Source organism: Acinetobacter sp. NIPH 298, from assembly GCF_000369505.1.
GTDB lineage: Bacteria > Pseudomonadota > Gammaproteobacteria > Pseudomonadales > Moraxellaceae > Acinetobacter.
The window spans coordinates 1224265-1238499 of record NZ_KB850055.1; the positions used below are offsets into that span (position 1 = coordinate 1224265).

Annotated in this window: 13 protein-coding genes; 4 read left to right on the forward strand and 9 right to left on the reverse strand. The window is 38.4% G+C overall.

Going from position 1 to position 14235, the window contains the following annotated elements; genetic code table 11:
- Position 1: 1 nt before the first annotated feature.
- From F903_RS10685 to F903_RS10695, 3 genes are all read right to left on the reverse strand, one after another.
- Positions 2–700: a DUF1826 domain-containing protein gene (locus F903_RS10685; RefSeq protein ID WP_005196970.1), complete on the reverse strand. Its 699-nt coding sequence runs from the start codon at positions 698–700 to the stop codon at positions 2–4.
- A gap of 259 nt (positions 701–959) precedes the next feature.
- Positions 960–2354, reverse strand: coding sequence for a heavy metal sensor histidine kinase (locus F903_RS10690; protein WP_005196972.1), 1395 nt, complete (start codon positions 2352–2354; stop codon positions 960–962).
- Entirely contained in the window at positions 2351–3022 is a 672-nt protein-coding gene (locus F903_RS10695; RefSeq protein ID WP_005196973.1) for a heavy metal response regulator transcription factor, read from the reverse strand. Before F903_RS10695 ends, F903_RS10690 begins: the two co-directional genes overlap by 4 nt.
- A gap of 105 nt (positions 3023–3127) precedes the next feature.
- Here F903_RS10695 and F903_RS10700 point away from each other — a divergent pair, with 105 nt between their 5' ends.
- Both F903_RS10700 and uraH read left to right on the forward strand, forming a co-directional pair.
- Complete coding sequence (locus F903_RS10700; protein WP_005196975.1) at positions 3128–3610, forward strand: GlcG/HbpS family heme-binding protein; 483 nt, start codon at positions 3128–3130, stop codon at positions 3608–3610.
- Between the two features lie 10 nt (positions 3611–3620).
- Positions 3621–4022 (forward strand): hydroxyisourate hydrolase, encoded by a 402-nt coding sequence (uraH, locus tag F903_RS10705; RefSeq protein WP_005196976.1) that lies wholly within the window; start codon positions 3621–3623, stop codon positions 4020–4022.
- 275 nt (positions 4023–4297) lie between these two features.
- On the opposite strand, the gene F903_RS10710 is transcribed toward uraH, so the two are convergent.
- The 3 genes from F903_RS10710 to F903_RS10720 all read right to left on the reverse strand — a co-directional run bounded on the left by F903_RS10710 (position 4298) and on the right by F903_RS10720 (position 8709).
- Positions 4298–4534 carry a VF530 family protein gene (locus tag F903_RS10710; RefSeq protein WP_002113647.1) on the reverse strand — a complete coding sequence of 79 codons (237 nt, stop codon included), beginning with the start codon at positions 4532–4534 and terminating at the stop codon, positions 4298–4300.
- Positions 4535–4993: 459 nt separating this feature from the next.
- Positions 4994–7282, reverse strand: a complete 2289-nt coding sequence (locus F903_RS16280; RefSeq protein WP_005196977.1) for a metallophosphoesterase — start codon at positions 7280–7282, stop codon at positions 4994–4996.
- A gap of 404 nt (positions 7283–7686) precedes the next feature.
- Complete coding sequence (locus F903_RS10720; RefSeq protein WP_005196978.1) at positions 7687–8709, reverse strand: AraC family transcriptional regulator; 1023 nt, start codon at positions 8707–8709, stop codon at positions 7687–7689.
- A gap of 128 nt (positions 8710–8837) precedes the next feature.
- Between F903_RS10720 and F903_RS10725 the strand changes: the two genes are divergently transcribed.
- Positions 8838–9539, forward strand: a complete 702-nt coding sequence (locus F903_RS10725) for an NAD(P)H-dependent oxidoreductase (protein WP_005196979.1) — start codon at positions 8838–8840, stop codon at positions 9537–9539.
- Between the two features lie 66 nt (positions 9540–9605).
- On the opposite strand, the gene F903_RS10730 is transcribed toward F903_RS10725, so the two are convergent.
- Positions 9606–10355 (reverse strand): iron-containing redox enzyme family protein, encoded by a 750-nt coding sequence (locus tag F903_RS10730; protein WP_005196980.1) that lies wholly within the window; start codon positions 10353–10355, stop codon positions 9606–9608.
- Positions 10356–10699: 344 nt separating this feature from the next.
- Between F903_RS10730 and F903_RS10735 the strand changes: the two genes are divergently transcribed.
- The gene (locus F903_RS10735) at positions 10700–11929 is read left to right on the forward strand and encodes a GGDEF domain-containing protein (RefSeq protein WP_005196981.1); all 1230 of its coding nucleotides are present in this window, start codon (positions 10700–10702) and stop codon (positions 11927–11929) included.
- A 76-nt stretch (positions 11930–12005) separates the two neighbouring features.
- On the opposite strand, the gene aroC is transcribed toward F903_RS10735, so the two are convergent.
- Both aroC and prmB read right to left on the reverse strand, forming a co-directional pair.
- A complete protein-coding gene (gene aroC / locus F903_RS10740) occupies positions 12006–13097 on the reverse strand; it encodes a chorismate synthase (RefSeq protein WP_005196982.1) in 1092 nt (363 codons plus the stop codon).
- Between the two features lie 11 nt (positions 13098–13108).
- Positions 13109–14119: a 50S ribosomal protein L3 N(5)-glutamine methyltransferase gene (gene prmB / locus F903_RS10745; RefSeq protein ID WP_005196983.1), complete on the reverse strand. Its 1011-nt coding sequence runs from the start codon at positions 14117–14119 to the stop codon at positions 13109–13111.
- Between the last annotated feature and the right edge of the window lie 116 nt (positions 14120–14235).

Sequence of the window (14235 nt, forward strand, 5' to 3'; positions counted from 1 at the left end):
CTCAACAAATCAACAGTAGTCGATACTCATCTTCTTGTTCAACAGGTGCACGATGCACACAAGGTAAAACTTGTTGTGATGGATGATCTACAGCCAATCGCCATAGATGACCTAAACCTAAATTCACAGGTTTTGTATTAGGTTTAGGCTGATAATGCAGATCAAAGAAATACTCTTCTAAAAAATTCTCAAACTCATTTTCTGGGCCATCATGTAACTTTTTAAGTTTTTCTCTGATTTCAGGAATCAAAATCTTTTGCTCCACCTGATCGTTTGGCAAAATCTCACTTGCTGCACCATGATAGGTACACAAAAAAGTATCTGTTGGGATAGGTGATCGGTCAACATGAAACGAATATACATCTGTTGAAATGAAATCTAGCTCTTCATCCCGTTCGTAATTTTTAATTAAATTAAGCGAAGGCGATGCCCCAAAGTCAGTCAATAGCTGGATATCTTTTAAGATAATTTGTCTTGATAAATTGCCATTTTCCGAAAGTTGCAATGCTAAAAGATCTTCAACTAAAACTTCCGTAACATTCTCTTTTAACTCAAGTTTAGACACAATTTCTTCAAAATCACCGACCAAATTTCTATACCAGAAAATGGCATTCATATCACCTTGAAAACTGGAATTTACCAATTCAGAAAAAGTGGGAACCACGCCAATTTGAGGGTTGTCAGAAAAAGCATTCTTCATAAGAGAATTAGATAATAAATAGGGGCTAATAATAACACTTAGCTTTATAAAAACATTGCATTTCAATTAAAGTAGGTTGGTAACTCTGTTATTAAGAAACATGATCTGTAATGAAGCCATGGTTATAAAAATTACTGTAAATAACGAGGGGCATGGATATGACAAAGCTATGGAAACACTGGTTTTGAGGTGGGTGGTGAATATGTAGGGAGATAATATTTAGTAGATATTTTAATTATCTTAAATAGTTTGGTGAAAACTAACTTTCAGAAAAATCAGGAAAAATAAGTTCAAAGCAAATTCCATCTGGTGTGTTGTAAGCCAAATATTCACCTTGATGAAGGGTCATAATTGAGGCAACGATGGATAAACCAAGACCTCCAGTTTGGCTGCTTTGATGGCGGCTAGAAGTACATTGATAAAAGCGTTCAAACAGAGAATCAAGATGCTCATTTGCAATGCTCGTATCACTTGTGATCACATATAAACTAGTTGCGGGACTTGAGCTATCTTGGTGTTTTTTTCGACTGCCAATATAAATCTGACGTTGCAAACCACCATGTGTCAGTGCATTCGAAATTAAATTATAAAGCGCTCGTTGTAATAACTCTGGATCAGCCAATATTTGGATTTGTTCTAACTGCAAAATAAACTGGCAAGCTTGTTCTTCGGCTTGATGCTCAAAGATGTCACAAATCGTCTCAATCAAGTTAGGTAGATGCACCCATTGTTTATTTAACATCACCATCTGACGATCTGCACGTGCAAGAAACAGCATGCTATCAATCATACGTTTTAGACGTTGGTAATCTTCTAAATTTGAATACAGCAGTTCTTTATATTGCTCATCTGTACGCTCACCCATCAACATGATTTCCGTTTGTCCAATCAGGTTGTTGAGTGGAGTACGGAATTCATGTGCAATGTCTTCTGAGAATCGATTGAGTTGCTGGTATCCGATTTCAATTCGGTTCAGCATGGTATTGATGTCTGCTGTCAGTTGTTCAATTTCTGATGGAGCTTGATCAAGCTGAATTCTTTGCTGCAATTGATGGACATTGATTGCCTGAGTTTGTTGTTGTAGTTTTCTTAAAGTGCTTAATCCAAAACGGCTAGCCAGAGCAGACAACATAAAAATCATTACAATCCCTATGCTCACTGAAACCAATAAGCCATTACGGAATGGCTCAAGAATATTGAGACGTTCAGACCATTGCTTTCCAGCGATTAACACATACGGCTTTTGATGGATGCTGATCGTTTTCCATGACAAGCGTGTTGGGTGTTCGGTCTGAGTCAAATCAGTAAATTGGATGCTGCTTGAGGTTGCCAATCGAGGAAGGGGAATATTCAAAGGATTAATATCAATCAGGCGTTGTTTGTGATCCATTAAAATAAACAAGTTATCTTGGTTGCCTAACATATTTTGATAGAGCTTAGGGCGAGCAACAATTTGATTGATATTTTCACTATCTTGTAGAAGAATTTCGAGTCGTTCAATTCGATCCGTCAGAGCACGATCTTGTTGGATAATTAAAATTTGATTGATCCCAACATAACTAATCATTGCCACTACGCATAAAACTAGAGCACTACAAAAAGTCACCAGTAGGGTGAGTCTCAATTCTAATGAGCGAAAGATATGACTCATCATGTTTGAACCGATAGCTTATAACCTAAGCCCCGAACCGTATGAATTAACTTTAAATCATGTCCATCATCAATTTTGCTGCGTAACCGACGTATAGCAACATCAATAAAGTTAGTATCTGTATCAAAGTTAATATTCCAAACTTCTGAGGCAATTTGGCGGCGCGTAATAATTTCATCTTGGTGCAGAAGCATAAATCGAAGTAGGTTAAATTCCTTTTTGCTGAGGTCGATTAATGAATCTTCTCGCCATACTTTGTGTTGTGTTAAATCCATCTTTAATGAAGCAATCGAGAGTTCATTTTCTTGATTATATTGTTGGCGTCTTAAAAGACTTTTGATACGAGCAAGTAGTTCGATATAGGAAAATGGTTTTGCCAAGTAATCATCTGCACCAAGCTCTAAGCCTTTGACACGATCTAAAATCTGATCCTTTGCAGTTAAAAAGATCACGGGAACCTTTGAAAATTGGCGAAGTATTTTCAACACATCCCAACCATCAAGATCAGGCAACATTACATCTAAAATCACCAAAGAATATGATTTCATTTTTAATCTTTCCAAACCTTCTAGTCCTGAATGGACGCACTCCGCAGCATAACCTGACTCAATTAAGCCTTTTACTAAATAAGACGCGATCTTCGTTTCATCTTCGATAATCAGAATACACATTTTGTTCAGACTCTTTGTGAACATGACAATTTTGTAATGTGATTGTCATGCTGGGGAGGAATGGATTTGTTTAAGATTTTCAAATCATATCAGGCAGGAATCAATATGAATAAGCTTAAAATTCTTGGTTTAACATTACTGTTCAGTAGCACTGTTGCACACTCTGTGGAGTTGAAGCAAGTTTATTCATTGGATCTTCAAACCGCCAAAGTATTAGCCAGTGAAGCTGAGCGTGTATGCAAAGATATCAAGCAAAATATTGCAGTCGCAGTCGTCGATCAAGGTGGTAATACACTTTATGCACAACGCCATGAGTCCGTCGGTCCACACAATTTAGATGCTGCTGAGCAAAAAGCATTTACTGCATTATCAACAAAAACAGCAACCTTAGCTTTGAGTCAAACAGCAAATAGCAATTCTGATGCAAAAAATTTAACCACTGTATCTAAGCTGCTGTTATTGGGCGGCGGATTACCTATTCGATACCAGAATCAAGTGGTCGGAGCGATTGGCGTTGCTGGAGCAGGCGGTGCTAAAAATGATGATTACTGTGCTACATCAGCCATTCAAATATTAAAAAATCTTTAAGGAGTTTATGATGTTAAAGAAAATCTTACCTTGTTCACTTATCTTGCTCGGCTCAGCGGCATTTGCTGAACAGAATCCATTGAGTGTCCATGTTCTTAATTTAGAAAATGGTTTACCTTCAGCAAATGTTGAAGTTGTTCTTGAGAAAAGCTTTGGTGATCAGTGGATTAAGCTGAATCAGAAACTTACGGGTGAAAATGGGCGGATTACTGCGCTATATCCTGAGAACAAAGCGTTAGAAAAAGGAGTTTACAAAGTGACCTTTAAAACCGAGGCTTGGTTCAATCAACAGAAGCAGCAGACCTTTTTTCCAGAAGTCCCAGTAATCTTTAAAGTCGATGGAACCGTTAAACATTATCATATTCCTTTATTGCTCAGCCCGTATGGTTATTCGACCTATCGTGGAAACTAAAAAATAAAACTGTTGAACAGATATTTATTCTTATGTCGTACAGTAAATTAACTAGCAGTGAATGTCTCATTCAACGCTTGCTGTACGGCGTTAGTTTTAAAATTTAAGAGGGTACATGTGCTCCCTCTAATGCTATTTTTCCTACTAAAAAGATCTTAAGAATAGACTAAATTTTTCTAGGAGAGTGGTGGCAGTCCACCACCAATTAAAAGGTGTCTACAAAATCAGTAGCTATTCAATAAGTGTAGTTTATGCTGAGGCTAGGATTCTGATAGCTACGATTTCTGTTTAGCTTTTTGGCGTAAGACATACAAATATAAGCTTTCTACTTTTTCACGTGCCCATGGTGTTGTACGTAAGAATCGTAATGATGACTTAATACTTGGATCTATGCAAAAACATCTAATTTCAATTTTACGACTTAAGCCTTCAAAGCCACCGTAGTAATCCAATAATTCGTCCAAAATGTCAGCAAGTTTTTTGCCGTGTAGAGGGTCATTGGAGGCGTTCATAATAGATCAACCATATTTTGGGAGACCATAATTATAACCTGAACTAGTTGAAAAATGAGAGGGTTGGAATTTAAACGTAATTAACATAGAAAATTACAGCTTAAGAGCAATGTCGATGATCAAGAGATTACAGATGGTCTGGACAATACAAGATGATTAGGATAATCGTCAACGTGAATTTAGAAGAAATAATATTCACGTTGACGATTTGTAGCAACAACAGCGTTGTGTAGGCCACAGTCTCAGATATTCTATTTAACATAATATACATTATACGTACCGAACTAATATTGATCAGTTCTAAGCATTTGATTGTTATGGGTTTTTCTTCGGCAACGGCTTAACACTGAAAATCTGCATCTGTGCACCGTACTTTGTTTGTTGCTCTACAAAGCGATACAGCCAATAAAAAAACCAGCTATTTAATATAACTGGTCTTATTGACGGTCCTATGTAAATTTACTGCATTATTTCCACACCAATATTATCTAAATAGCCATCATTGTCGTTACCACTGGTTCGTACGGCTTTAGCATGAACGCGAATTGATCGTGTACCTATTGGAACGGTCATGGTAGAGCTTTTAACAGTCCAGGTAGCCGTTGCACTGCTTAATGTGCTACTGGTTGCTAACTTAACCCCATTGGCATTATAAAATTCAATATACATAGATGGCGTATCAGATTGGCCTGCCCAACCACGCATCGCCGCCGAGTATCTCACCACCGCCGAACCTTGATCTATAATGGTTGCATAACTGCTCATATTAATATTTTGATACATAGCATCCGTACCAGAACTTGCGGTTCCGCCAAAACCACCACCAGCAAAATAATAACTACCATCCCAAGCTATTGTACCGCCATTTTGAGCTGCGGTGATCGCCTGCATATAACCAGTAGCTCGCGTCCAAGATGACATTGAATCTTCAGCACCGCCATTACTTACCAAATTATTGCTCCATGTCCCACCACTCGCAGCCACGGTAAAGCTATTCGATAAACTCCAGTCGCTCCAACGCAGTGAGGTATCACGTGCACGAGCGCGGAAATACCAAACATCACCATTGTTGAGGGTCATTTGTTCTGGCACTGCTGGGGTTGGAAAATTAGACATTTGATACCAATTCGGCTTTTGCACACGATAATAATCATCACCGCCTACATATATTGGCGCTTTGTTTAATATTTCACTCAATTTCAAGCGCAAAATACTTTTACCAGCTTGGGTGTCTATCATTGCTTTTTGCGCATCTATATAAATATTTGAGTCGCGAGTGTCATTACCCCACACATCAAAAACTGTGCCTGAAAAGTTGGACTGCTTGGAGAACTGCCAGTGCATTTCTTCTGGGGTTATTCCGTTGGAAACGCCCACAAGCTCAACAGCTGTCGATGGCATAACTGAGTTAAGTGGCGCAACACCAACCGCTGGGGCATTGCTACCCACAGCCATTGTTTGTGTGTCGACTAAAGATAAAACACCGTTATTAATCGCAGTTAGAGTGGCGTTATGTGGCACACCCTGCAGGCTGTAACGGTTTAAAGTAATGCCTTGTGATGGTACTGCGGACACATCCATCAATACTATTCCAAACTCATTTCGGCTCACAGCAAAATTATGGTAATCCTTTAAATCACTGGCATTGGCCATATCTTCGGTATTTCCACCAATGGTTGCTGAGTTCAGCCACAAATGTGGAACATCCATGGAATGACCACGTGAATAAGCATGAGTATGTCCAAAAATATGTCCTGACAACTTATTAGTCTGGCTGCTAAAATTTTCTAAACGACCTACAATTTCACAAGCCCCAATGGTTTCTCCTTGTCGCCATAGCTCAGACAAACAAGGATGATGAAATACCGCAAAAACTGACTGGGTTTGTGAATCTGTTTTAGCCTGTGCAATTTGTTGATCAAGCCAAGACAATTGTGTATCCAGTGCTTGTCTATTAAAAATACCCTGTCTTTGATCTGATGGATTGGTATTCAACCCCAAAATACGCATAGTGCCATATTGTAAATCAAACCATTGCTCTGGATAATTACTTGAACCATTACTTGGGTTTGAAAAATACTCCAAGTAATTTTTTAATTCACCATCTCCCAATACATCGTGATTACCAGGAACTGCGATTAATGGCACATTCGCCATTAAAGGCGTTAAAGGTGCAAAAAACTGACTTCTCCAATGTGTTCTATTGCCACCATTTTCCGTCAAATCTCCTGCAATCAAAATACCGTTAAATTGATCAGTACAATTCACAGCAACCCCACCACACTGCTGTGCAATCACCTGACTTACAATGCGATTAAAAACTGCCACAGAATTTGAGAAACTCGCTTGAGGATCACTAATAACGATAAACTTACCCGCAGTATTCACACCTTTAGTCGGCCATGTTTTAAATCTGCTTAGAGCAGTTGGATCACCCGCTACCTTAATTCGATACTCATAATTGGTACTTGTCTGTAAACCTGTTAAACGGGTTTCATAAACCGTGCTTGAATTTGGCGCTAAAGTCATATTTTGACTTTGAAATGCGCCCGTTGTACCCAATAATCGATACTCGACAACAGGTTGTGCACTTCCAGATGGGACCTCTAAGCCAATCGTCATTGTCGTATTTGTAGGACTTTGTAAATACGGTGCCACTGTTAAAGTAGGAGCTGCTGATGCTCCTTGCCCCCAAGCAAGCCCCAGGATCATGCTCAATAAAATACTGCTTCTTTTTAACTCTATCATTGATCAAAACTCCATTGAATGTAAAAATTTCGCTTCACATTTAGCCATCTTATTCTTAAGTAAATTGATTTAAACCTGATATATCGCATCATTGATATAGCAAAAAATATATCAACATCATTCAACCCAAGATTTTAAAATTCCCTATCACTGGCTTGAATTGCATGTATCATGTCATTATAACTAACTCAAGGTCAGCATTAAGACAAATAAAAGTGACAGAATCGTTAAGATCAAAACAGAATAGAAAAATAAATAATTATTTATTAATATAATGAAGAAATAATATTAAGTTAACTATGTGAACAATCAATAAAAATATACCGTGACGATAATCACAATATTTATTGAGAATAAGAAAAATTATATTATTAATATTGGAATCAAAAAATTATTTTATCTTTTTAATATGAATTACCCTTAGCAACTTCTCGATAAAACTTAGGCGTGACGTTTGTCCATTTTTTAAAAGCACGGGAAAAATGAGAAATATCTGCATATCCTAGACGCTCAGAAACCTGCTCAATTGATAACTTACGTTGTCTCAATAAATGCTCAGCATGCTTTCTACGAACTTCTGCGGCTAGAAGCTGAAATGCTGTCTGTTCATTCGTCAATTGTCGTTGTAGTGTTCTTTCTGAAATATGAAGTTTATCTGCGACCTGTTTTAAAGATAAAAAGCCCTCAAATTCATCATAAAGTAGCCCCTTTACTACTGAGGTCACATTATCTTTGCTTCTTCTTTTTAAAGTTAAGTTCTGAACGTCTTGTTTGCATTGCTGTTTAGTTAGCCGAGCCACCAATGCATCTGCAGTTTTAAGCGCTAAACCAAGCACATCCTTTTTTAGGATTAGACAGTCATTTTTATGACCAAAACTGACATTTAACCCATTAAACCTTCTAAGCTCTTTGTAAAAAACAGGTTTATCTTGCTGAAATCTAAAAGTGATTTCCAATTTGTGTTGAACTAAATTTTCTAATATTTGTGCAAATCCAAAAACTAAAAACGTAATACCATGCGTATTAAGCCTAAACTGTTGTAAAGGCTGATTAAAATATAGATACGCCATTTCTTCATCGATTTTAAGCCTAGGCTTAAACACCGAACAATGTAAGCCAATAAATTGCTCTAAAACCTCAATTGCATCCCCCAGAGTTTCTGATGCTGTTGCTGCAATTCCAACATGTCCATAACAAGAAACTTTCATCTCTTTTGCAAGATATAAACTTATTGCTGGCTCTTTTGTAAGTAGCGCTGCTTTTTCCAATAAGTAATTAAAAACATTGAAATCCACATACCAAAATGGAGCATTTAATTTTTGCGAGGAAATACCTGTCCCAGCCAAAAGCTGTTCTGAAGAAATATCCCACTTTTTAACGACATCTACCAATAGATTGACATACGTGCCAGGTAATTCAGGGTTCATCACTCATCCTTTTAGATGCTAAATTTGGCGTAAAATGGTAAATATTGGCGGTTTAAGAACTATGCCATTTTTTAGCTTTTAGGCATAGTAGATCTATCTAAAAATTTACATATTAAGGTTATTGATCAATGAATGTTTTGATTGTTCATGCACATCCTGAAAAACTTTCTTTTACTGCGGCGCTAAAGAATATGGCCCAACAAACTTTTGAGCAATTAGGTTATACCGTTGAGGTTTCAGATTTATATGAAATGAATTTCAATCCAATAGCATCAAAAGATGATTTCGAACAGCTTAATCAACCAGAATATTTCAATTATGCACTTGAGCAACGTCATGCGTTGAAGCAACAACAATTTTCTAAAGATATTGAACTCGAAATTGAAAAAGTAAAACGTGCGGATCTGATTCTATTTAGCTTTCCATTGTATTGGACCTCTGTTCCCGCCATTTTAAAAGGCTGGATAGATCGCGTTTTTGTTTCTGGTCTTTTTTACGGTGGTAAGCGTTTTTATAATCATGGTGGCATGACTGGGAAAAAAGCGATGCTTTGTTTGACTTTAGGCGGCCGCAGCAACATGTTTGGTGAGAACACAGTACATGGTCCTATTGAACATTATTTATCATCTATCCAACGCGGCACACTCGCCTATGTTGGTTTTGAAGTTTTACCGCCATTTATGGCTTATCATGTTCCGTATATCAGCGATGAAGATAGACAAAATATTTTAATGAATTTTGAAGACTATATTAAAAACTTAGATGATTTAGACGCGCTAGAATTTCCACAATTAGAAAATTTTGATGAAAAAATGAATCCGCTTACTTAAAAAATGAGAATAGAGACTGCGACTAAGTCCCCAAGCAAAGTCACAGTCTCTATATTTGTTAAATTCTTATTTGTTCGCCTGTTGGAGTTTATAACATTCGTCTAGTGCAAGCTCATAATAAGCCAAACCTTCTTGAGCAGCTAAGAACGCTTTTCGTTGCATGTCAGGATCTTTATCACAAAGTCTCTTTATCAGTTCCATTGCTTCATAAGGATGTAGGTCATCATAGTGAGCATGTGCTCTTAACCAAGCCAGCGATCGTTTATTGATATTGACCTCTGGGTTTTGGGTGTAACTTTGGACCCCTTTATAAACCTGTATACTCCAATCCCCTGTCGCCCATTCTATTGCCAGATTCGTAGCCGCAATACTTTCAGCTAAGCTACCTCGAAAGTTGACATCCCATAAAAAATGATTGACGGCATTCATCGCTGCGGGTGGTCTGACCGTATTTAACATTTCAACCGTCAGCCCAAAACCGCCTGCCCAATCCTGATACCAACTCAGATGGCGCTCTTCAACTTTAATATTTTGAATCAGCCAATCACGAGTCTCGGTAACACCATTCTGTGAGAACGATGTGGCTTTGGCCAAGGTTCCAGCCATATATGAGGGAAAATGAGCAACTAAAGGATAAAAGTTCAATAATGCTGAACGAAAACATTCAAGGCTTAATGAACCACTAGCCATATCTAAAAATAAAGGGTGTTTGCTAACTCGTTCTTTTGCAGGCAAAAGTTCATCCCAGAACTTTTGTGACCACCCAGAATGAGCTGTAATTTCCAGTTTTGTTCCATATTGACTCATAGCAGTCATTGCGATGCATCCTATTTCGTATGACTTGACTCAATCACATTCCATGATTGCTGCTTTTTTATAAATTGTATCCTAATATCCTAAATATACAATCACCATTCTTCGATTTGTAGTTGTTTTGTTTACCGATCATCTTTTTTATTGAAATCATTCTATTAGATTGCTTGAAAAACTCTAAAAACCCGGAATTAGTGTAAGTTTTAAGCATAAAAAAGCCATTGTGACAAAAAATTGAGTTTTTTTGATTATCTAATACACATTTTATTTAATTCAGTGTAACGTAGTAAAAAAGAATACCTATATCTGACTTATATAAAAAATCTTTGGGAGTGGTGAGAGATAAAATGAAGTTGAAAGCTTCCAATATCTTGGGACAAGAACAAATCGACTTGTTAATATCTCGCGGGCTAAATTTAGTTTGGTTTCCTAAAGAATTAGAAGCGATCTATCGAGATCAGTATAGAAATGAGGCTGCACACGAGTTTCGTTACCGTGGTCCCATCATTCTAGGTCTGTACCTTTTTCTTAGTTTCGGTATTTATCAAGTATTACCACCTGACATGCGACTTGAATGGATTGCCTACTATGGGTGGGTGGGTATTATTATCCTATTCGCATGGTTACTTTCCTTTCTTCAGGTTATGAATCGGTGGTTCGATCATTATGTCTGTATAGGTTCAACAGGTGCTGTTGCCATTACATTCACTTTGATCAACGTATTGGAACAAGGCCAACACAACGTATTATTTCATGCTGCAATGATGTATGCAGTGGTCATTATCTATGGTTTTGTGGGTATGCGTTTCTACACAGCGATCATTGCGGGTTGGTGTGGTGGTCTTGTGGGTGTTGCTGCCAGTACATGGTTAAATGGTTCAATAGATTGGACTTTTCTAAATAGGACATATACGTTTAGCAGTTTCTTAGGCATGGCCCTCGCCTATGCCACTGATCGCCAACATCGAGAGAATTATTTACAAAATTGTATGATCGAATTAAATCGATTAGAGCTGATGCGCCAAGCACAACAGCTATCTATTCTATCGCAACAGGATGCTCTAACGGGCTTAGCAAATCGTCGCTATTTAGATGAAGTGCTTGAAAATGAATGGAAACGCGCAATGCGCCATGAAATGCCAATCACCATCATGATGATTGATATTGATTTCTTCAAACCATACAACGATACCTTGGGGCATATACAAGGCGATCAATGTTTAAGACGTATTGCGATATCACTAGGTTCGCTCACCTCAAGAAGTGGCGATCTGGCCGCACGCTATGGCGGAGAAGAGTTTTTGCTTCTATTTTCAATGACTGACCAAGAACAGGCATTGATACAAGTCAAAAGACTGATGGAGGTGGTACGTAATATAAATATTAACCATCCTAAAAGTCCTGTTTCTAAGTACGTTACCATTAGTGTCGGTGTGACAACTATGACACCTAATATAAATGATAGCCTGTCAGGGTTTATTGCTCAGGCGGATCATGCTTTATATACTGCAAAGAGTAATGGCCGAAATCAGTATCATATTTCGGCTTCAGAAAACATGATTTCTGAGGCGCTATAACGTATTGTCAAAGCATCACCTAAAACGATAAAAGCCACGCACATAATAAATATGTGCGTGGCTTCGAATTTCTGAATTAAGCTTCAATTGGTTTAAATGGTGGTACTACATCCGCATTTTGTGCGCGGTGACGTAAAAAATGATCCATTAAAACAATAGCTAACATTGCTTCTGCGATTGGTGTTGCTCGCACGCCAACACAAGGATCATGACGACCTTTGGTTAACACATCTGTGTTTTCACGCTCAATATTAATGGTTTTACCCGGTGTGGTAATACTTGCTGTCGGTTTTAGTGCAATGGCGACACGGATGGTTTGTCCACTCGAAATCCCACCCAAAATCCCACCTGCATGATTAGCAAGAAAACCATCTGTGGTCAATTCATCACGCGTTTCATGGCCAAACTGTTCTGCAACGGCAAAGCCATCTCCAATTTCCACACCTTTTACTGCATTAATGCTCATCATTGCATGAGCAATATCAGCATCCAAACGGTCAAATACAGGTTCGCCCCAACCCACAGGTACTTTTTCAGCCAAGATCTCTAACTTTGCACCACAGCTTGTTCCTTGCTCACGCAAAGAAGTGACCAGTTGCTCAAAGCGTGGAACCGCATCGACATCACCACAGAAAAATGGATTATTCGGAACTTCAGCCCAATCTAGTTTCTCTGCAACTTCATTACCGATTTGAGTCACATGTCCGCGAATATTGATACCAAACTTTTCAGCTAGATACTTTTTCGCAATCCCACCCGCTGCAACACGCATTGCAGTTTCACGTGCGCTTGAACGACCACCACCACGATAGTCACGGAAGCCATATTTTTGTGTATAGGTATAATCAGCATGACCTGGACGGAAAGTTTGCGCGATGTTGCCGTAATCTTTAGATTTTTGATCTGTATTACGGATCAATAATCCAATCGGTGTGCCCGTAGTTTTACCTTCGAAGACACCTGAAATAATTTCAACTTGATCAGGTTCTTTACGTTGCGTGGCGAACTTAGATGTTCCCGGTTTACGGCGATCTAAATCTTTTTGCAAATCTTCTTCACAAAGTTCAAGACCTGGCGGCACACCATCGACAATTGCCATTAAGCCAACACCATGTGATTCACCACATGTTGTCACTCGAAAGAGTTGCCCAATACTATTCCCTGCCATGCTTTTGCCCCTTAGTTTTGAACGGATTGCTGAAATACGTCTTTATAACGACGGCATTGTTCAGCTGTTAATGCAAAAATCCCAGAACCGCCTTTTTTGAACGTTAGCCAATGAAAATCAACTGTGTTGAAGTTTTGACGCATTGCCCATTCTGAGTTTCCAACTTCAATAACGATTAGACCATCTTCAGTGAGATAATCAGCCGCTTGCGCTAACATTTTACGGACTAAATCCAAGCCATCTTGACCAGCAGCCAATGCGAGCTCTGGCTCATGCAAAAACTCTTCTGGTAAATCTGCCATATCTTCTGCATCCACATACGGTGGATTGCTGATGATCAGGTCATATTGGTTTTCAGCAGGAATTTTTGCAAATAAATCAGACTCAAGCAAAGCGACTTGATACTGTTTATCATGATGTTCAGCGTTAATTGATGCGACTTCCAATGCTTCTTTTGAAATATCAGTTGCATCAACTTCGGACTCTGGGAACGCATAAGCTAGTGCAATTGCAATACAACCAGAACCTGTACACATATCTAAAATACGTTGTGGTGTTTTAGGATTCTTATTTTCAGGCAAACTATTGATTGCCTCAAGCATCTGTCCATTTTCATCTAAGCAGTAAGGTGCAAAACGTTGTTCAATCAATTCTGCAATTGGTGAACGAGGAATAAGTACACGCTCATCGACATAAAATGGCTTATTAAAGAAATAAGCAAGATTTAATAAATAAGACGTTGGAATTCGATCATTGACACGGCGTTCCAATAAGCTCAAGAATTCAGCTTTTTCACTTGGCAATAACTTAGCATCTAAAATCTCTGGGTCAGCTTTCCACTCAAGCGAGAGTGTTTGCAAAACCAGTGCAGCGCTTTCTGCAAAATAATCTTCTGTGCCTTGTCCTAAGTGTGCGTCGTATTGACGAAGTGCAGTTACACCAAAACGAATAAAATCTCGAATGGTTACTAGATTTTCAGCCGCTTCTTGTAAATGTTCAGGGCTGATTGTAGGTCGCTCCACTTAGGCGTCTCCAAAAGTGCTAATTGCAAAACGGTTTATTTTACCTGAGCCAAGAAAAGCAAAGCAACGCTTTAACAAGTTTCTAACCCGCTTGAGGCTTATTTAACAAGAAAAAA